At 53.6% G+C, this 19,267-nt stretch carries 18 protein-coding genes and 8 tRNA genes; 25 read left to right on the forward strand and 1 reads right to left on the reverse strand.

What is annotated here, in order from left to right:
• Positions 1-14 precede the first annotated feature (14 nt).
• From KNP83_RS00005 to KNP83_RS00125, 25 genes are all read left to right on the forward strand, one after another.
• Positions 15-89 (forward strand) — tRNA-Asn (locus KNP83_RS00005).
• A 5-nt stretch (positions 90-94) separates the two neighbouring features.
• Positions 95-169: transfer RNA gene (locus KNP83_RS00010), tRNA-Glu, on the forward strand.
• Between the two features lie 3 nt (positions 170-172).
• A tRNA-Val gene (locus KNP83_RS00015) sits at positions 173-248 on the forward strand.
• A gap of 28 nt (positions 249-276) precedes the next feature.
• A tRNA-Thr gene (locus tag KNP83_RS00020) sits at positions 277-349 on the forward strand.
• Between the two features lie 6 nt (positions 350-355).
• A tRNA-Tyr gene (locus tag KNP83_RS00025) sits at positions 356-439 on the forward strand.
• 5 nt (positions 440-444) lie between these two features.
• A tRNA-Lys gene (locus KNP83_RS00030) sits at positions 445-517 on the forward strand.
• A 7-nt stretch (positions 518-524) separates the two neighbouring features.
• Positions 525-599: transfer RNA gene (locus tag KNP83_RS00035), tRNA-Gly, on the forward strand.
• A gap of 15 nt (positions 600-614) precedes the next feature.
• Positions 615-690 (forward strand) — tRNA-Ala (locus KNP83_RS00040).
• A gap of 199 nt (positions 691-889) precedes the next feature.
• Positions 890-1,792 (forward strand): arginase, encoded by a 903-nt coding sequence (gene rocF / locus KNP83_RS00045; protein WP_214758755.1) that lies wholly within the window; start codon positions 890-892, stop codon positions 1,790-1,792.
• 141 nt (positions 1,793-1,933) lie between these two features.
• Positions 1,934-2,509, forward strand: a complete 576-nt coding sequence (gene sigW / locus KNP83_RS00050; RefSeq protein ID WP_021065187.1) for an RNA polymerase sigma factor SigW — start codon at positions 1,934-1,936, stop codon at positions 2,507-2,509.
• Positions 2,506-3,141, forward strand: coding sequence for a hypothetical protein (locus KNP83_RS00055; RefSeq protein WP_214758758.1), 636 nt, complete (start codon positions 2,506-2,508; stop codon positions 3,139-3,141). Before sigW ends, KNP83_RS00055 begins: the two co-directional genes overlap by 4 nt.
• Positions 3,142-3,276: 135 nt before the next feature.
• Positions 3,277-4,137, forward strand: coding sequence for a diadenylate cyclase CdaA (gene cdaA, locus KNP83_RS00060; RefSeq protein ID WP_024372448.1), 861 nt, complete (start codon positions 3,277-3,279; stop codon positions 4,135-4,137).
• Entirely contained in the window at positions 4,138-5,418 is a 1,281-nt protein-coding gene (locus KNP83_RS00065; RefSeq protein WP_214758761.1) for a CdaR family protein, read from the forward strand.
• 35 nt (positions 5,419-5,453) lie between these two features.
• Positions 5,454-6,812, forward strand: coding sequence for a phosphoglucosamine mutase (gene glmM / locus KNP83_RS00070; protein ID WP_214758774.1), 1,359 nt, complete (start codon positions 5,454-5,456; stop codon positions 6,810-6,812).
• Between the two features lie 359 nt (positions 6,813-7,171).
• The gene (gene glmS, locus KNP83_RS00075; protein ID WP_214758776.1) at positions 7,172-8,968 is read left to right on the forward strand and encodes a glutamine--fructose-6-phosphate transaminase (isomerizing); all 1,797 of its coding nucleotides are present in this window, start codon (positions 7,172-7,174) and stop codon (positions 8,966-8,968) included.
• Positions 8,969-9,105: 137 nt separating this feature from the next.
• The gene (locus KNP83_RS00080; protein ID WP_214758778.1) at positions 9,106-9,666 is read left to right on the forward strand and encodes a YdhK family protein; all 561 of its coding nucleotides are present in this window, start codon (positions 9,106-9,108) and stop codon (positions 9,664-9,666) included.
• A gap of 113 nt (positions 9,667-9,779) precedes the next feature.
• Entirely contained in the window at positions 9,780-10,259 is a 480-nt protein-coding gene (locus KNP83_RS00085) for a DUF2975 domain-containing protein (RefSeq protein WP_214758789.1), read from the forward strand.
• 10 nt (positions 10,260-10,269) lie between these two features.
• A complete protein-coding gene (locus KNP83_RS00090; RefSeq protein WP_029594441.1) occupies positions 10,270-10,476 on the forward strand; it encodes a helix-turn-helix domain-containing protein in 207 nt (68 codons plus the stop codon).
• Between the two features lie 96 nt (positions 10,477-10,572).
• Positions 10,573-11,262: a DUF975 family protein gene (locus KNP83_RS00095; protein ID WP_214758796.1), complete on the forward strand. Its 690-nt coding sequence runs from the start codon at positions 10,573-10,575 to the stop codon at positions 11,260-11,262.
• 67 nt (positions 11,263-11,329) lie between these two features.
• Positions 11,330-12,259 (forward strand): NAD(P)/FAD-dependent oxidoreductase, encoded by a 930-nt coding sequence (locus KNP83_RS00100; RefSeq protein WP_251139136.1) that lies wholly within the window; start codon positions 11,330-11,332, stop codon positions 12,257-12,259.
• A 72-nt stretch (positions 12,260-12,331) separates the two neighbouring features.
• Positions 12,332-12,805: a YfbM family protein gene (locus KNP83_RS00105; RefSeq protein WP_214758813.1), complete on the forward strand. Its 474-nt coding sequence runs from the start codon at positions 12,332-12,334 to the stop codon at positions 12,803-12,805.
• A gap of 114 nt (positions 12,806-12,919) precedes the next feature.
• The gene (locus KNP83_RS00110; protein WP_214758815.1) at positions 12,920-13,363 is read left to right on the forward strand and encodes a MarR family winged helix-turn-helix transcriptional regulator; all 444 of its coding nucleotides are present in this window, start codon (positions 12,920-12,922) and stop codon (positions 13,361-13,363) included.
• A gap of 3 nt (positions 13,364-13,366) precedes the next feature.
• Positions 13,367-16,021, forward strand: a complete 2,655-nt coding sequence (locus tag KNP83_RS00115; protein ID WP_214758817.1) for an MMPL family transporter — start codon at positions 13,367-13,369, stop codon at positions 16,019-16,021.
• 100 nt (positions 16,022-16,121) lie between these two features.
• Positions 16,122-16,406 carry a putative quinol monooxygenase gene (locus KNP83_RS00120; RefSeq protein WP_214758819.1) on the forward strand — a complete coding sequence of 95 codons (285 nt, stop codon included), beginning with the start codon at positions 16,122-16,124 and terminating at the stop codon, positions 16,404-16,406.
• Between the two features lie 14 nt (positions 16,407-16,420).
• Complete coding sequence (locus KNP83_RS00125; protein ID WP_214758821.1) at positions 16,421-17,305, forward strand: VOC family protein; 885 nt, start codon at positions 16,421-16,423, stop codon at positions 17,303-17,305.
• A 19-nt stretch (positions 17,306-17,324) separates the two neighbouring features.
• Here KNP83_RS00125 and KNP83_RS00130 read toward each other — a convergent pair whose 3' ends face one another.
• Positions 17,325-19,154, reverse strand: a complete 1,830-nt coding sequence (locus tag KNP83_RS00130) for an LTA synthase family protein (protein WP_214758828.1) — start codon at positions 19,152-19,154, stop codon at positions 17,325-17,327.
• Positions 19,155-19,267 lie beyond the last annotated feature (113 nt).

Consider the following 19,267-nt stretch of genomic DNA (forward strand, 5'->3'; position numbering starts at 1 on the left):
CCAGGCAAGATCGTTCCGCAATAGCTCAGTGGTAGAGCAACCGGCTGTTAACCGGTAGGTCGTAGGTTCAAATCCTACTTGCGGAGCCAATTAAGGCCCGTTGGTCAAGCGGTTAAGACACCGCCCTTTCACGGCGGTAACACGGGTTCGAATCCCGTACGGGTCACCATTTGGAGGATTAGCTCAGCTGGGAGAGCACCTGCCTTACAAGCAGGGGGTCGGCGGTTCGATCCCGTCATCCTCCACCATCTTTTAATCAACAATCAAACCATATATGCCGGTGTAGCTCAGTTGGTAGAGCATCTGACTTGTAATCAGAGGGTCGAGGGTTCGAATCCTTTCGCCGGCACTCCTTGGGGGGGTAGCGAAGTGGCTAAACGCGGCGGACTGTAAATCCGCTCCCTCGGGTTCGGCGGTTCGAATCCGCCCCCCCCCACCAGGTTTGAGCCATTAGCTCAGTTGGTAGAGCATCTGACTTTTAATCAGAGGGTCGCAGGTTCGAGCCCTGCATGGCTCATTTTTATGCGGAAGTAGTTCAGTGGTAGAATACGACCTTGCCAAGGTCGGGGTCGCGGGTTCGAATCCCGTCTTCCGCTCCATATTATTCCCTTTATGGGGCCTTAGCTCAGCTGGGAGAGCGCCTGCCTTGCACGCAGGAGGTCAGCGGTTCGATCCCGCTAGGCTCCACCATTTGTTTTTTTCTTAAGTTACTTATGACTTAAGTTTTTTTTTGCCTAAATCCATGAACCATTCACTTGAGAGTACAGAGAAAGGCAGCCTGCCACCATTCAGGCTGCCTTTTTGTATGTTTATTCATCATTGTGTGAAGTTGAACCACGAGTTTGGTAGCGTTTACAATAAGCATATAAACGTTCAAGGGGGAATGGGGATGAATTGGTCATATATTGAAGTACCACTACGTTATGGACAGGGGAAACATGGCGTCGAGCAAGGTCCATCAAAATTACGGACACTCGGATTGGAAACACTGTTGCCCGCAGAAACGAAGCAACAGACGATTCGTGTCTTACCTGAATCTGAAATGATTAACAGTGAAGAGCATTTGAAGCGAGTCGACGGAGTGTTATACACCGTCCAAGAACTCGCTGAAGTCGTCGATGCTGACATTCAAGCGAAACGATTCCCGTTGATCGTTGGGGGCGATCATAGCATGGCAATCGGAACGTTGGCCGGTCTTGCTAAAACGGGACCATTCGGCGTCATCTGGGTCGATGCGCACGCTGACCTGAACACGGGTGAGACATCACCATCAGGCAACATCCACGGTATGCCGCTCGCTGCGGCGATGGGGATGGGTGATATCCGTTTGACCGAGGTCGGTGGACGTGAACCGAAACTCGCGCCTGAACATTTAGTGTATATGGCACTTCGCGATATCGACGAAGGTGAGATTCGAGAGATCAATCGACTCGGCATTAAAGTGATTACAGTCGAAGAGATTCGGACACGTGGCGTTGACGTCATGATGGACGAAGCACTCGCTTATTTGCGCGCACGTGTGGATCGTTTCTATCTCAGCTTCGACATGGACAGCTTAGATGCGAAACTGGTTCCGGGTACTGGCACGCCAGTCGATCAAGGATTGACCGCCGAAGAGGGCAAAGCCATCTTGGCTGAAGTGATGAAGGCTGACGATTTGATCGCGGTCGAACTCGTAGAATTAAATCCATCGCTCGATCAAGATGACACAACGGCCCAGTTGGCATTCGAGTTATGTAAGACAATTTTGAAATCCAAAGAAAACCTGTTATTGGAAAGTGAAACTGTCTGATGACCTTACAGTTTCCAAGTCTGTTTGTTACAATGGACTTGGAAACTTTTTTTATTGTCTTGCGATTTTAGTGAAACCTACATAGAGATGAATCCGTATAGAAGGATGACCGCATAGGTTGCGGAGAGGGGAAGTGGACTGATGGAACGGCTGACCACCCGTTTAGTCGACGAATTAAGGTCGGGGAATCATGATTCGTTTGCTGAGCTGGTAGAACTGTACAAGGATGGTGTCTTTGCTGTCGCTTATAAGATATTATATGATCGAGGCGAAGCGGAAGATGCTGCCCAGGAGACGTTCATTCGGGCGTACACCCGAATCGATACGTACGATCCCCAGTACAAGTTCAAGACGTGGATTTATCGGATTGCGACAAACGTCGCAATCGATCGTCTGAGAAAGCGAAAGCCGGAGTATTCGATGGATGCCGAGATTGCGGGCACCGATGGCTTGACCTATCAGGACCACTTGGCTGATGAAGCACCCCAACCCGACGCCCAAGTCGTTCATCGCGAAATTCGAGGCGAGATGCATGAAGCGATTAAACAGCTGCCCGACAAGTATCGGATCCCATTGCTGTTAAAATACGTGGATGACTTATCGCTTAAAGAAATTAGCGTCATGATCGATATGCCGGTCGCTACGGTTAAAACAAGGATCTTCCGGGGAAGAGAAATGTTAAAGACAATCTTTCAAAACAGGGAGGGGTTCAATTGACTCCTGAAGAAAAAGTACAACAATATTTGGAAGATGGCATCCTGCCCGAAGAATCTGACGAACTACGTCAATTGTTGGAGGACGACGAATTATATGAAGCGTATCTCCACTACGAACGAATAGATGCCGAACTGAAGGCCTTACCACGGCCCAAACTGTCCGATGATTTTACAGCCCGTGTCATGGCGTCCTTGCCGGATGCGAAAGCACGGGTCGAGGTCACACCGGTGACTCGATTTGAAGAAAAAGTCCGGACCAAACGAAAACCGCAATCCAAATGGATGACGTGGTTCCGTAAACATCCAGGCTTGATGGCAGCCGCTCTCTTCTTTAGTTTGATGTCGAGCGCGACACTCGGTCTATGGAACGAATCGACGGAGACGATGACGTACACGAAAGTGCCTGGCATCGTTGTGACATCGAACGAGGTGGTCGTCCCCCAAGGCGTAACCGTCGAGCGGGACATCACGGTCCAAGGCGGTGACCTTCGGATTGAAGGGACGGTCAACGGGAACGCGACGGCCGTACACGGTCGGGCTTATCTGGCTAGCGCTGGAGAAGTCACGGGAGAACTCGAGCAAATCGATCGGATGTTTGAGTGGATGTGGTATTCGTTCAAACAAATCTTCTAAAGGAAGGCGCCGGAGACGGCGTCTTTTTTGTTCGTTTCAATCTGGTTTCGTTTTATCGTCTGGCGATGCGCGGTTTCGGAAATGTGATATAATGTAATTTGCACGAATTGGCTAGGTAGTTGAGGAGGGGAGCATTTGCCGCTACTTGAACAGGTTTCATTCTTATCATTTTTTAGTCTTTCAGAGAACGTACATTGGTACGATTATTTGAATGACGTTTTAGATATTGTCGTCGTCACGTATGTCATCTATAAGTTGATGATGATTGTACGTGGGACAAAAGCGGTCCAATTGATTAAAGGAATTTCGATTATCCTTGTCAGCTGGTTCCTCAGCGGATTCTTTGGGTTGAAGACGTTACAGTTCCTATTGAATCAGGTCATCACCTACGGGTTACTTGGGATTATTATCATCTTCCAACCGGAACTCCGACGTGGGCTCGAGCATTTAGGGCGAACGAGTAACTTGTTCGGTCGCACGAGCACGAGTGACGAGGATAAACAGCGTCAAATGATCGAGGCGATTGTCAGCTCGGCACAATATATGTCAAAACGTCGCATCGGTGCGCTGATTGCGATTGAACGCGATACGGGCTTGAACGAGTATGTCGAGACCGGGATCCGGATGGATTCACACATCACGTCACAACTGATCATCAACTTGTTCATTCCGAACACCCCGCTCCACGATGGGGCGATGATTATCCAAGATGGGAAAATTGCGGCGGCAGCCTGTTATTTGCCGTTGTCGGAAAGTCCACATATCGATAAAGCGCTAGGGACACGACACCGGGCCGCCATCGGGGTCAGTGAAGTGACGGATAGCGTGACCCTCACCGTCTCTGAGGAAACAGGTGCCGTTTCGCTCGCGATTGCGGGTCGTCTGTATCGAGAGTTGGATGAGGAGGCGCTTCGCAATAAGTTGATCCAAGAACTCGTTATTGAAGAAAAAGAGACGACACTCTCGTTCTTTAATAAAAAAGGAGGGGACAAGTAAGTGATTGATCAGTGGTTACAACATAAATGGTTTCTCCGCGTCATCGCACTTGCTTTAGCCATCCTGCTTTATTTCATGGTCGCCGAGACGAGTTCATCGACCAACTCCACGAACGCCCTCCCGATTGTCGGACAAAGTTCGATGACGCTCGACGTTCCCGTCGAAGTGTTTTTCGATGAGGTGCAGTACGTGGCATACAACGTCCCAGAAGAAATGAGCGTTGAACTGCAAGGTCCGTCCAGCAGTTTGACGATGACTAAATTGGTGAAAGATTATCAAGTCTTCGTCGATTTAACGAACCTTGGGACAGGCTTCCATCGCGTTCCGGTCGAGGCACGCGGCTTTGGCGGAGACGTCAACGTCGAACTCGAGCGGGATACGGTCGAAATCTATATTGATCGCAAACAGACGGTCGAAGTCCCGGTATCGGTCAACCTATTGAATAAAGACCAATTGCCGGAAGGCAAAGTGGTCGGCGACGCCGACATCGAACCGACGACGGTGAAAGTGTCGGGTGGTGCCAGCCGGATTCAAAACGTTCAAGAAATCACGTTGAACGTCGATGTCGCCAATCAAAGTCAAACGTTCACGCGGGAATTGACGCCAACGATTTTAGACGCCAATGGTAATCCGCTTAACGTGACCGTTGAACCAAACATCATCAGTGTGTCGGTGCCGGTCTATGAACAAAGTGCCGTCTTCCCAATCGAAGCGGTGACAACGGGGGACGTGGCCGATGACTTCAGACTCGTCGACACGTTGCTCGAAGAGACGGAAGTCCGTGTCTTTGCGCCGCAAGACGTGCTCGATGCGATTGACATCGTGGAAACGGAGCCGATTGATTTGGATGGCATCGACAAGACCGGCAAAGTGACCGCAACGCTCGCCCTGCCGGAAGGCGCCTCCTCGCTTGAGACGAAGCAAGTGGAAGTCCAATTGCTCGTTCGAGCGGCGGATGAGACGCGAGACGACACGGGTGAATTGACGGAGCGGGTCCGCTTGACAGTCCCTGTGACCGTACGAGGATATGACCGGACGAACTTTACGCTCCAAGCGCCTGAAGTCATCGGAGTCACCTTGTCCGGGAAGCGTTCCCTCTTAGAGAGCATCACGTCGAACAGTGTGCGCGTCACATTGGATTTGACTGGCCTCCCGAGCGGATTACACGGGGTCGACGTCGACTATGAAGTACCGAAAGGTGTGACTGTCGTCTCACCGAAGACAATCGACATCGAATTGACGAGCGTCGATGAACAAACCGAAACGTCCTCGATTCAATGAGGCGTTCAATCATACAAAAGTGAGGAATTGAATTTATGGGTAAATATTTTGGAACTGATGGAGTCCGCGGTGTCGCGAACTCAGAATTGACAGCAGAATTAGCTTATCGTTTAGGTCGTGCGGGCGGTTACGTGTTATCGAAACACTTGGCGGCCGGCGAACAGCCGAAAGTATTGATTGGCCGTGACACACGCATTTCAGGCCATATGCTTGAAGGCGCACTCATCGCAGGTCTCCTCTCAATTGGAGCCGAAGTGATGCGTCTCGGCGTCATCTCGACGCCAGGTGTCGCGTATTTGACGAAGTCGCTCGATGCGACTGCCGGTGTCATGATCTCGGCGTCACACAATCCGGTCGCAGATAACGGCATCAAGTTCTTCGGTAGCGACGGCTTCAAGCTCGACGACGCGACAGAAGCAGAAATCGAAGCGATTTTAGATGCGGCGGAAGACACGTTGCCACGTCCGGTCGGTAAAGACCTCGGCTTCGTCTCGGACTATTACGAAGGTGCACAGAAGTATCTTCAAATGTTGAAACAGACGGTCGACGAAGATTTCGACGGTCTCCATATCGCCCTCGACTGTGCCCACGGTGCGACGAGCGGACTCGCGGCACGTCTGTTTGCTGACCTCGAAGCGAATGTCTCGACAATCGGCAACTCGCCGAACGGTTTGAACATCAACGAAGGTGTCGGTTCGACACACCCTGAGCACTTGGCGCAGTTCGTTCGTGAAAAAGGAGCGGACATGGGTCTCGCCTTTGACGGCGACGGTGACCGCTTGATCGCGATCGATGAGAACGGTGATATCGTCGACGGCGATAAAATCATGTACATCTGCGGGAAGTATTTGAGCGAGAAAGGCCGTCTCAAAGACAACACGATCGTCGCGACGGTCATGAGTAACCTCGGCTTCCATAAAGCAGTCGAAGATGCTGGCATGACGGCGCTTCAGACGGCGGTCGGTGACCGTTACGTCGTCGAAGAGATGAAGAAACACAACTACACGCTCGGCGGCGAGCAGTCGGGTCACTTGATCTTCCTCGACCACTCGACGACGGGAGACGGCATGCTCTCAGGTGTCCAACTCGCCCAAATTGTGAAGACGACAGGCCGCAAACTGTCAGAACTCGCGGCTGAGATGCCGGTCTACCCACAAAAACTCGTCAACATCCGTGTCACGGACAAAAACGAGGCAATGAACGGTGACCGTGTCCTCGCGACGATTCAAGAAGCAGAAGCAGAAATGAACGGCAACGGCCGCATCCTCGTCCGCGCTTCTGGTACAGAGCCACTCGTGCGTGTCATGGCGGAAGCACCGACTTCAGAAGAGTGTGACCGTTATGTCGAACGAATTGCACAAGTTGTCCGCGAAGATTACGGCGTAGAAGGATAATTTTGTCGAAATAGGGAATAAAACAAGGGAATCCGTCTGCGGGTTCCCTTTTTGTTTCCGTTTTGTCACTGTGAAATTATGTGATTTTCTTGACGAATGGAGGTGTGATTTGTACTATTAAGAGCGTGCCCTTAGAAACGGAAGGACACCAAGTACGAAACAAGCGCCAGAACTCTTCGGAGTTGACGAGGTTGGAGGTTATCGAGTTTTCGGCGGATGCCTCCTAGTCGCCTGTCACGACTACAAGCAAACCCTCAAAACGCCCGGGCGACCGGACGGCCAAAGGGGAGCGCAATGACAGCTCTTAGAAAAAGCCCGTTTCCTTTTTCGAGAAATCGAAAATAAAGGGAGAATTTTGTATGTGTGGAATTGTAGGAATGATTGGGAACACCGGAGCGAAGGAAATCCTTCTCAAAGGTCTTGAAAAACTCGAGTACCGTGGTTATGACTCGGCAGGCCTTGCTTTGATGCATGATAGCGTGAACGTGCATAAAGAAGTCGGTCGGATTGCCGCGCTACGCGAAGTCGTACCAGCAGAAGTAGACGGCACGATTGGAATCGGCCACACACGTTGGGCAACGCACGGCGTACCGAGCGTCCCGAACGCCCACCCGCACCAGAGCACGACGGGCCGTTTCACGCTCGTCCACAACGGTGTCATCGAGAACGACGAGCAGATCAAGGCGACACTCGACGTGCCGTTCCTCTCGGAGACGGACACGGAAGTCATCGTCCAGTTGATGGAGAAGAACTTCGTCGAACTCGGCGACGTCGAGGCGGCGTTCCGCAAGACGTTGTCTGAGCTCCACGGCTCGTACGCGATCGCGATGATCGACTCAGAGGACCAAGAGCGCCTCTATATCGGCAAGAACAAGTCACCGCTCCTCGTCGGACTCGGCGACGGTACGTTCAACGTCGTGGCGTCTGACGCGATGGCGATGCTCCAGGTGACGGACCAGTACCTCGAACTCCACGACGGCGAAATCGTCATCTTGACGCGCGAATCAGCGACGATCAAGACGCTCGACGGTGACGTCCTCGAGCGTGCGCCGTACACGGCCGAAATCGATGCTTCAGACATCGAGAAAGGTACGTACGCGCACTACATGTTGAAGGAGATGGACGAGCAGCCGGCCGTCATCCGCAATATCATCCAACATTACCAGAACGAAGCCGGTGACATCGAGCTCACGGAAGGCGTGCGCTCGCTCGTCTCAGAAGCGGACCGCATCTATATCGTCGCCTGCGGTACGAGCTACCACGCCGGTCTCGTCGGCAAGCAATTGATTGAGCGCGTCGCAGGTGTGCCGACAGAAGTGCACGTCGCTTCTGAGTTCGGTTACAACATGCCACTCCTCACAGAGAAGCCATTGTTCCTCTTCATCTCACAATCAGGTGAGACAGCGGACAGCCGTGCCGTCCTCGTCGAAGTGAAGAAGCGCGGTTACAAAGCGCTCACACTCACGAACGTTGCCGGTTCAACGCTCTCACGTGAAGCGAACGAGACGATGCTCCTCCACGCCGGTCCGGAAATCGCGGTCGCGTCGACGAAAGCATACACGGCCCAAATCGCCGTGCTCGCGATTCTCGCGTACGACATCGCTCGTGCGAACGGCAAGAAGCTTCCGTTTGACCTCATGACAGAGCTCGCGCGTATCGCGACAATCATGGACTCGGTCATGGCTCAAAAAGAAATCTTTGAGCAATTGGCAGACAAGTTCTTGAAAGAGTCACGCAACGCGTTCTTCCTCGGTCGCGGTATGGATTCATACGTCGGTCTCGAAGGTGCCCTCAAGCTCAAAGAGATCTCGTATATCCAAGCTGAAGGCTACCCAGGTGGAGAGCTCAAGCACGGCCCAATCGCTTTGATTGAAGACGGCACACCGGTCATCACGCTCGTCTCGCAACCGAACACGCACCTCAACATCCGTGGAAACATCAAGGAAGTTGTCGCTCGTGGCGCCGTTGCCTGCACGATCTCGATGGAAGGTATGGAACACGAGAGCGATGCGTTCGTCTTGCCACGTGTCGAACCACTCCTTACACCGCTCGTGACGGTGTTACCGCTTCAACTCATCTCGTATTACGCGGCACTTGCGCGTGATTGCGATGTCGACAAGCCACGTAACTTGGCGAAGTCGGTCACAGTCGAATAATCGACGAGCCAAGATCTTTCGGGATCTTGGCTTTTTTTTATCAAACGGATAACAAATCATCGCATCGGTCTCAAAAACGTCTCATCACCTCGGTAGCAGGGTAACGTATAAAGACAAAGACGTAAGGGAGAGATTCGATGAAACAGAAAAAATGGATGACCGGGCTAAGCGCGATGTTACTCGCGACGAGTTTGGCAGCTTGCGGGAACGCTGAAGAAGAACAGACGAGTGATTCGACAGAAGAGCATTCGGACCATTCGATGATGGATCATTCGGGATCTGGGGACGTGCCGAGCGGGTTAAGTGAAGCGACCGACCCAACGTTCGCGGTCGGGTCGACCGCGACGATGACGGCGGATCATATGCCAGGCATGGAAGGCACCGAGGCGACGATTGTCGGCGCCTATGACACGACGGTCTATTCGGTCTCCTATACACCAACGGATGGCGGCGACCCGGTCGAGGATCACAAGTGGGTCATCCATGAGGAACTCGACAGCCCGGACGCGGCACCGCTAGAAGAAGGAGCAGAAGTGACGCTCGCCACCGATCACATGGACGGGATGGATGGCGCCGAGGCGACCATCGATTCGGCCGAACAGACGACGGTGTATATGGTCGACTTCACGACGGAGGACGGGGAAGACGTCACGAACCATAAATGGGTCACAGAAGATGAACTCGAAGCCGCAAACTAAAGCTGAACCTCAGGATATCCTGAGGTTTTTATTTATTTACAACAATTATTTATTGAAAAACGATAAAAATATGGATATGATGAAGCTATCAAACGAAGTGAGGTGGCTTCATCATGAAACGAGAGACGGTGTTTTTACGGTTGGCCGTATTCGTTCTGGCTGCTCCGATTGTGGCAGCCTGCTTGTTCTTACTCCCATACATTTGGCGTGAGGCGGTCGAGAGCGGGAGTTGGATTGAGGACTCGATTCGTCCGATTGTGATCGGCATGTATGGATCGGCCATCCCATTCTTTATCGCGCTGTTCCAAACGTTCAGACTGCTCCGGTTGATTGACCGCGACGAAGGGTTCTCGTATCGGGCGGTTCAATCACTCCGCGCAATCAAATTCTGCGCGTTGGCCATCACCGGCATTTACGTCGCGACGCTCCCGTTCTTCTTCTGGTTCGCCGATCGGGATGATGCACCCGGGTTTCTGCTGATCGGACTTGTCCTCGTGTTCGCGGCGTTCGTCGTCGCCGTGTTCGCGGAGCTGTTACAAAAACTACTGAAGCGTGCCATCGACATGAAGCAAGAAAATGATTTGACGGTCTGAGGTGAGACATATGGCGATTATCGTAAATCTTGACGTGATGTTGGCGAAACGAAAGATGAGTGTGACCGAGTTGTCGGAAAAAGTGGGCATCACGATGGCAAACTTGTCGATTTTAAAGACGGGCAAAGCGAAAGCGATTCGCTTTTCGACGCTCGAAGCGATCTGCCAGGCACTCGACTGTCAGCCGGGCGACATTTTGGAATATCGGGAAGACTGATGGACAGGGCGAACGCCCTGTTTTTTTAGTAAGGTTGAAACATTTCCCACCACGTTGCGTATAAGACAGGAAAGACAAATGAAAAGAGGAAACAAGATGGTCCACACATGGAATGAACGGGCGTACGAAGCATTGAAAGGAAAGAATTTGACGCTACTCGGCTGGTCGTTTGTCTGTGCGTTCATACTGGAGGCGGGAACGATCCTGGATCCGACTTTATACGGGACGAGGACGGGTACACTGTTCGCTAGTGGAATGTGGTTGATGATCGGCACGGTCGTTTCGTTCATGCTTTATCCGATCATCATCGGTTACCACTGGGTGCTATTGGAGACGGTGCGAGGAGCGGAGAGTCAGTTTCAGCATGTGTTTCGACCGATGCGTCAGCGGTATGACAGACATGTGGCGGCCGCGATTGTAGTGACGGTATATCAACTGTTATGGACATTGCTCTTCCTCGTGCCAGGCATCATCAAATATTTTTCTTATGCGTTCACGTTTTTTATTTTGCGTGATGAGCCCAAGCTGTCCATCCGCGAATCCATCACCAAGTCACGCGCTTTGATGCGGGGGCGAAAAGGAGAGGCGTTCAAGCTGGTTTTGCCGTTCATTCCCGTGTACGTGCTCGGATTGACACTTTTCTTCTACTTCGATACGGTTTTTCTCGCTGCATTGTCTTTATTCGTGGCGACCGCCCTCATCCGCCCGTTCATCATCAGTCGTTTCGCTGTCATGTATGAAGATGCGCGCCGCGAATATGACGAGCAGTGGAATCGGTCGGCCTGAAGCGCATCGGTTTCGGCGACGAGTGCGCGGTCATGATACAATCTTCCTGACAGAAGGGGGAATGGACATGAACATCGGCATTATCGGAGCGGGATTGAGCGGGATTGTCGCAGCACGCGAGCTCATGCGTCACGGTCATACGATTGAACTGATTGAAAAGAGTCGGAGCGTCGGGGGACGCTTGGCGACGAGACGGATTGGAGACGGCAAAGCCGATCACGGGGCGGTCTATTTCACTGTACGCGGGGAGGCGCTCAAACAAGACGTTGCTGACTGGCAGACGAAAGGTTGGGTCAACGTGTGGTACGCCGACCCGTATCCGCGCTACGTCGCCGTCGACGGAATGAACGCCTTGGCGAAACGAGTGGCCGACGGCTTGCCTGTTCGTTTGAACGAGCGGGCCGAGACGATTACGATAGGAGAGGATCAGGTCCGCGTCCAGACGGATGTAACGATGCGGCAGTACGACCGTCTCCTCATTACGTCGCCATTGCCGCAGACGCTCGACTTGCTCGCCGATTTGCCGGTCGATGCGGCGTTGCATGGATTGACGTACGCCCCGACGTTCGTCGGTTTGTTCGAGTTCGCTGGCGAGGTTTCCATCGGTCCAGACGGGATTCGCGATACGGACTTGGCACCGGGTTTGCTGAAAGTCATCAACAACCGCCAAAAAGGCATCTCGGTGACCGAACTCGTCAGCGTCTATATGGACGAGTCGTGGAGCGAGAATTGGTATGAGCGGTCAGATGAAGAGACGCTTCAAGAGATTGAGCGGCTGTTGCAAACAGTGACCGGGGCAGCCGGGATTCAATCGAGACAGTTGAAACGGTGGCGCTATGCGCAGGCGACCGACGTCTGGCATGAGCCGTTCTATCAAGTGAACGACCACATCTATCTGGCCGGTGACGTCTTCCTCGAGCCGGATGACGCCTCGGGGCGGACGCGATTTGAGAGTGCATACGTCTCAGGACTCCGTGTCGCGGCAGCGATGTGCTAAACCTTCTTCGGAAGGTTTTTTTCATGACCGTGCCGAATAGTCAGACAAACGAGTTGGGGAGGGAATTCAGACATGGGGATGGTTGGCGTCTATATGCGAATATCGGCCGAAGAGTTGACAGGACTGTTGCAAGAGCCGGACCGCTTCGAACAGCTGTTGGAAGATGAGGAACGACAGACCGATATCGATAAAGCGTGGCATGGGCTTTACTTTCTATTGACGGGGTCGACCGATTTGGACGAGATTGACCGCCATTCGCTCGGTAAGGTCGTGTTCGGAGGCGATGTCATTGACGAGGAGACGGGCATCGCCTATTTGACGCCGGAGGAAGTGGCAGACTTGTCCACGCGGCTTCAATTCATTGAGCTGGACGCGCTCGAAGCGCGTTACGACGTCACGACGATGAACGAGCAGGAACTGTATCCGTTCGAACGCGAGTGGGGACGTGAGGAGAAACAGTACTTACTTGACCAGTTCGATGAATTGAAACGGGTCTTCGCCCAGGCGGCGCGAGAGCGGGAGGCGCTCGTCACATGGATCGGTTGAAGGATACATACGCGCATACGGGTCGGCCAGGGGAACATCTGGACGGCCTTTATATTTGACGTCATCTAGTTTAGGGCATAAACTATCCTTATCTAGTTTAGGGGGTAAACCAAAATGAAAGAGTTGATGCGGGAAGCCGTCCAACTGTTCGAGGAAGTCATGTTCCAAGGTGCGGAGCACGTCATCGAGGCGATGGAAGGCGACGTCTGGCGCGACTATTCGCGGGAACAGTTACAACTGCTCAAACTGCTTGAACAATTCGGACCGATTCAAGCCGGACAGTTAGCCCAAAAACAAGGCGTCCATAAAAGTGCCGTCTCCAACCGGTTAAAGAAGCTCGTCGAGAAAGAACTCGTCGTCAGTCGACGCGGGCAAGACCAGCGTGAGCGATTGATTGAACTGACCGAATCCGGCCGTCGGGTCGTCGAAGCGGCGGATACAGCCGTCTATCATTATGTCGAATCATTACTCGACGGAAAGATTGAAGAGACAGAAATCGAACAGTTCGTCCGGACGTTCCGGAAAATCAAACAGCTGCTTCGCATTGGGGAGGAATAACACGTGCATAAAATCATTCAATGGCGCTGGGGCATCTTGATCGGTCTCATCGTCTTGACGGCCGCCTTATTTGTGGCGGCCCCGAACTTGACGAAGCAGGCCGAACAAGCCGGCAGCTTCCAATTATCCGAGGACATGGACTCGCAACGGGCGCAGGAAATCTTGAACGCCGCTGGCAAGAGCGATAAGACGATTTCGCTCGTCTACGAGTTCGACACGCTCGGTGACGCCGAACGGGCCGATATTGCCCGGGTCATCGACGAGATGGAACAAAACGACACGGTCGTCAAAGACGTGCTCGACCCGTTTGAAAGTGAAGAGACGGAAGCGCAGCTCGTCTCAGAGGACGGACGTATCGTGCTCGTCCCAATCACGGTCGAAGGGTCGATGGAAGACATCAATGCGTTCGCCGATGACGTGCGAGCGAACATCCTCCCGGAAGACGAGACCGTCTACATCACCGGAGAGGAAATCATCAACAACGATGTGAACTTGAGTGCCCAGGAAGGGTTGAAGAAGACCGAGATCATCACCGTCGTCCTCATTTTCGGTTTGCTCTTGCTCGTGTTCCGCTCCATCGTGACGCCGTTCATTCCGCTCATCGCGGTCGGTTTCACATATTTGTTGAGCCAATCGTTCGTCGCTTTCTTCGTCGAGTGGTTCGGCTTCCCGGTCTCGAACTATACGCAGATTTTCCTCGTGGCGATTTTATTCGGAATCGGGACCGACTACTGCATCTTGCTCCTCAGCCGGTATAAAGAAGAACTCGGTGCGGGTCATTCGATTGAAGATGCCATCGTCAACACGTATAAGACGGCAGGGCGGACCGTCCTCATCAGCGGTCTCGCCGTGTTCGTCGGCTTTGCCGCCATCGGCTTCGCCGACTTCCCAATCTTTAAATCGGCCGTCGCGGTCGCGGTCGGGATTGCCGTCCTCTTGCTCATCTTGTTCACGGTCGTCCCGTTCTTTATGGCGACGCTCAAGCAGCGGTTGTTCTGGCCGTCGAAGAAGGCGGGCGAGCATCACGATAGCCGCCTGTGGGCCGGATTCAGCCGCATCTCGGTCAATCGACCGTTCGTCTCGATTCTCGTCGTCGCCTTGATCACGGTACCGGTGTTGTTCACGTATGACGACGCCCGTTCGTTCAACACGGTCGACGAGATTGGCGACGATTATGACTCGGTTCGCGGCCTCAACTTGATTTCAGAAGGATTCGGTCAGGGCGAGTCGCTCCCGGTCCAAGTTATTTTGAAACAAGACGGCGCGCTGTCTGAAGCGGAGATTCCGTACATCGAGAAGTTCTCGAGTGAACTCGCAAAAGTTGACGGTGTGAGCGGCGTCCGTTCCGTGACGCGTCCGACCGGCGACGTCATTGATGACTTTTACGTCGACACCCAGCTCGAACAAGTGAGCACAGGGCTCGCCGAAGCCGAGACCGGTCTCGGGGACGTCCAGGACGGACTCGCGCAAGTTGAAACGGGTCTTAACGCCGTCGTCGGCCAACTCCCGGCCGGCACGTCAAACGCCGGGGCGCCGCTCGCGGAAGCGGCAGCGGGACTCGGTCAATTGAATGCGCAGCTCGGATTGATTGGTCAAGGACTCACGGCGACACAAAACATCCCGGCGACCGTGGCGCAGCTCGGGCAAGTATCAGCCGGTCTCGGTCAAATCGAGGCAGGCATTAATGAAGCGGCCGCGGCGTTGACGGCACAAGGCGCACAAGCAGGAGAACTCGGAGCAGGTCTCGGCCAACTCGCGACGGGTGTCGGCGAGGCGAACGCAGGACTCGCCCAAATCGAGACGGGTCTTGGCGAAGCGGTCGCGTTCCTGACCGATCTCAGTGATTCGGACAGTCTGCGCGATACGGGCGTCTATCTACCGGAAGGGACGCTCACATCAGACGAGTTCGCCCCGGCTGTCGAGCGCTATGTGTTTAACGACGGGACGGCGACACAGCTCGAAGTTATCCTCGAGATGGACCCGTACTCACCGGAAGCAATCAATACGGTCGAGACCGTGAAAGCGACGATGGACCGTGTCGTCACGGATACGCCGTTCGCAGAGGCGACAATCGGTTATGCCGGCATCTCAAGCATCAACAGCGACTTGAATGAGACGTCGACGAACGACTTCAATCGGACGGTCGCCATCATGCTCGTGACGCTCTTCATCGTCTTGACGGTGTTGTTCCGTTCGATGGTCATGCCGCTCTATATGATTGGCTCGTTGTTACTGACGTACTACACGTCAGCGGCCATCACGGAGCTCATCTTCGTCGAAGGACTCGGTTATGACGGCATCAGTTGGGCGGTTCCGTTCTTCGGATTCGTCATGCTGATCGCGCTCGGTATCGACTATTCGATTTTCCTGCTTGATCGATTCCGCGAGGAGTCCATCAACGGGATGACGGTGCGCGACGCGCTCGCCCATTCAATGACGAAGATGGGGACGGTCATCATGACCGCCGCCGTCATCCTCGCCGGGACGTTCGGGGCGATGATTCCATCGGGCGTGCTCAGTCTCGTCCAAATTGCGACGATCGTCATCACCGGATTGTTACTATACGGATTGATTGTACTGCCACTGCTCATTCCAGCCATCACCGTATCGTTCGGGGACGGCGTCTGGTGGCCATTCAAGCCGAAACAGAAACAGTAAGGCCAGACGGGCATCTCTCGCGAGATGCCCGTTTTTGGGATAGAGTAGGTGCGTTTGGGGAACAGGTGAACGAACAGATTTTTAAAAGGAGGAATTGCGTATGGCAATTACAATCACTGCTATTTTGAAGGCACATCCGGGAAAAGAAGAGGCGTTACGGCAAGCGCTCGATGAGGTCATTCCCCCGTCGAGACAAGAAGCAGGCTGTTTGACGTACGTGCTCCATGAGTCGATCGACGCACCCGGTACGTTCGTATTTTATGAGCAGTACGAAGACGAGACGGCGCTTGACCATCACATCAACTCCCCACACTATCAAGCATACCGAAAAGCAGCCGAGACACTGCTCGCTGTCCGTGATGTGTATCGTCTGCGTGAAGTTTGAAAGGAGTCAATCCGATGATTACCCAATCGATTATCCCGTGTATTTGGTTTGACGGCGACGTCGAGGCGATTGCAGAGTGGTATGTGTCGACGTTCCCGGATTCATTCGTCGACTATACGACGAAACTGACGGATACACCTTCCGGGGAGACGACGATTGTGACCGTCTCGCTGGCAGGACAGTTCTTTCAACTGCTCGGGGCGGGTCCGCTGAAGGAACGCAACCCGTCCATCTCGTACATGGTCACGTTCCCGACGTCGGAAGAAGTAGAAGCGCTGTGGAACAAGTTGAGCGAGGGAGCAGAGGTGCTTATGCCGCTCGACACGTACGACTTCAGCGAGCGCTACGGTTGGTTGACAGACAAGTATGGTGTCTCATGGCAAATCATGCATAGCGGCGGGATGGACATCCAGACGGTGACCCCGTGCTTCTTGTTCGTCGGCGACGTGTTCGGCCGTGCCGAGGCGGCGATGAATGACTGGATCTCCATCTTCCCGGATTCATACGTCCTGGAAGACCATGTGATCCGGTACGAGGCGGCAGACGGTCCGAAGTTGGAAGGGAAGCTCAATTATGCCCGCTTCGTCTTATCCGGACGCGAGTTCGTCACGATGGACAGCGCGGAGAACCATCAATTCGCGTTCAACGAGATGCAGTCGCTGATTGCGTTTTGTGAGACACAAGCCGAGATTGATGACTACTGGGCCAAACTGTCGGCTGTCCCGGAAGCGGAACAGTGCGGCTGGCTCCAAGACCGTTATGGCGTCTCCTGGCAAATCGTGCCGTGGGAGATGGAAGAGATGCTGACGACCGGTACGAAGGAACAATTGGCGCGCGTGACCGAAGCGTTCTTACCGATGAAGAAAATCGACGTCCAGGCGTTGCGAAACGTCTACTGACAAAAACAAGCCGTCCCGATTATTTCGGGGCGGCTTGTTTATCGTGTTGTGTGAAGTCGGACAGGGCGTCCTTCTCGATGATCGCATCAGATAAGCGAAGCTGTTCGGTGGCCTCGTCAATATACGGCGCACACGTTTGAAGCGGCAAGTCATCACCGGTCTCGATCGAATAACATGTACCGCTCCCGACCGGCTTCGTCAAATCGGGCACGAAATAGAGGTCGTCGTAGCGGAACGAGCCGTTGCGGAACGCGGTCAAATTCGGCTCATCGTCGAGGAGAGAACGTCCGAGCATATACGTCGGTGTCATCCCGAGCAAGTCGAGGATGGTCGGGGCGAGATCGACTTGACCGCCGCTCGCCTGCACCGTCTGACCTCGTTCGAGTCCGGCCGGCTTGATGAACAACGGGACGGAGCGATCGAGCTGGAACAACTCGACGGTCGAGTCGGCGTCCGCTTTCATAGCCATCTCGTCGCCGGCAGCGGTCAGGCCACTATCATGGTCACCATAAAAGACGACCAAACTATCATCCCACGTTCCGTTGGCTTTCAATTGTTCGACCATGAGACCGACAGCGGCATCGCTGTAGTGGACGGTGTGGTAGTAGTCCTCGAGGAGCGGGTCGTCGTACCCCGACAAATCCAATCGCTTCTCCTCGTCCGTAATCTCATATGGCGTATGGCTCGTCAACGCGACCATGAAGGAATAGAACGGCTCGTCCAACGTGTCGAGATGGTCGACCGATGTCGTCAGGAACTCCTTGTCGCCGACGGCCATGCCGATGACCGGCTCCGTCGGATAATCGTCTTGATGGAAGAAGTGATTGTAGCCGATTTGCTCATAGAAGTTGGCGCGGTTCCAAAACTCCTTGTCGAACGCATGCATCGCAGCCGTGTCATAACCAGCGCGCCGTAATTGCTCCGGCAAGGCGTCAAACGTGTTCGTCGCATACTGCGTGTATACCGACCCCGATTTGACAGGGTACAGCGAGGCGTTAACGGTAAATTCCGCATCGGACGTCCGGCCCTCGTGCGTCTGATGATAAAAATTCGGGAAGTACAGCATCTCGTCGCGAAGCGCGTTCAAATTCGGGGTCAGTTCTTGGCCGTTGACGGTCTGGCCGATCACGGACGTTTGGAACGACTCGAGCTGAACGACGATGACATTCGTGTCGGCTGTAGCCTCGACCGGTTCGGTCGCCAACGCTTCGATTTGGCCGCGCTCCCGTTCCGTCAGGTCGTCACCGAGGTTCAACGCGTCGCGAAGGCCACGGAACGTATCGAGCCCGTGATAGCCCCAAAATCCGAGCTGATAATACTCACGCATGTTCGAAATCGCACTTTCCCGGTGGTCTGCTTTCATGTAATGAACGGCGGTCGGAACGGTAAAGACGATGAGGCCGACGAGAAAACCGGTTACTGCCAAACGGCGACCGAGACGTTTCGATTCCGTGACCGGGTGTCGCTTCATGTAGAAGAGGACAGCCGCATAGATGAGCAGGTCCGTGAACAAGATGAAGTCGGGGGCTTGAATCAGTGTCAGGAAGCCACCGCCGACGTCTCCCATCTGGCCGATGTCCGATAGCAAGGCGACCGACAACAAGTTGCCGAAATAGCGGTAATACCAGACGTCCGAGATGAGCAGCGTGCTGTGTAGAAACAGTGATGCGAATAAGATCCAGCGACGTGTCTGCGGTTTGACGAGGAGTGCCCAACTCGTCATCATCAAGATGGTCGCCAAGTTGATGAATAAAAAAGATAGGTCGAACGCGCTCGCAGTCAATAGGCTGAACAGGAACAGTTTCGTGAGCGATAATGTTAAATAGGTCCAATAATCGAGATATTTCATGAGAGGCCTCCAGAAGGTTCGTACATATGGTGTCTCCTTCCTGTTCCTGTTCAAGGGAGGTGAAAAACATGAGGGTGTGCTTCAGACCAATATAAAAGCGAGGCGCGCGCGCC

It is taken from the genome of Exiguobacterium sp. s146 (assembly GCF_018618415.1).
Taxonomy (GTDB): domain Bacteria; phylum Bacillota; class Bacilli; order Exiguobacteriales; family Exiguobacteriaceae; genus Exiguobacterium.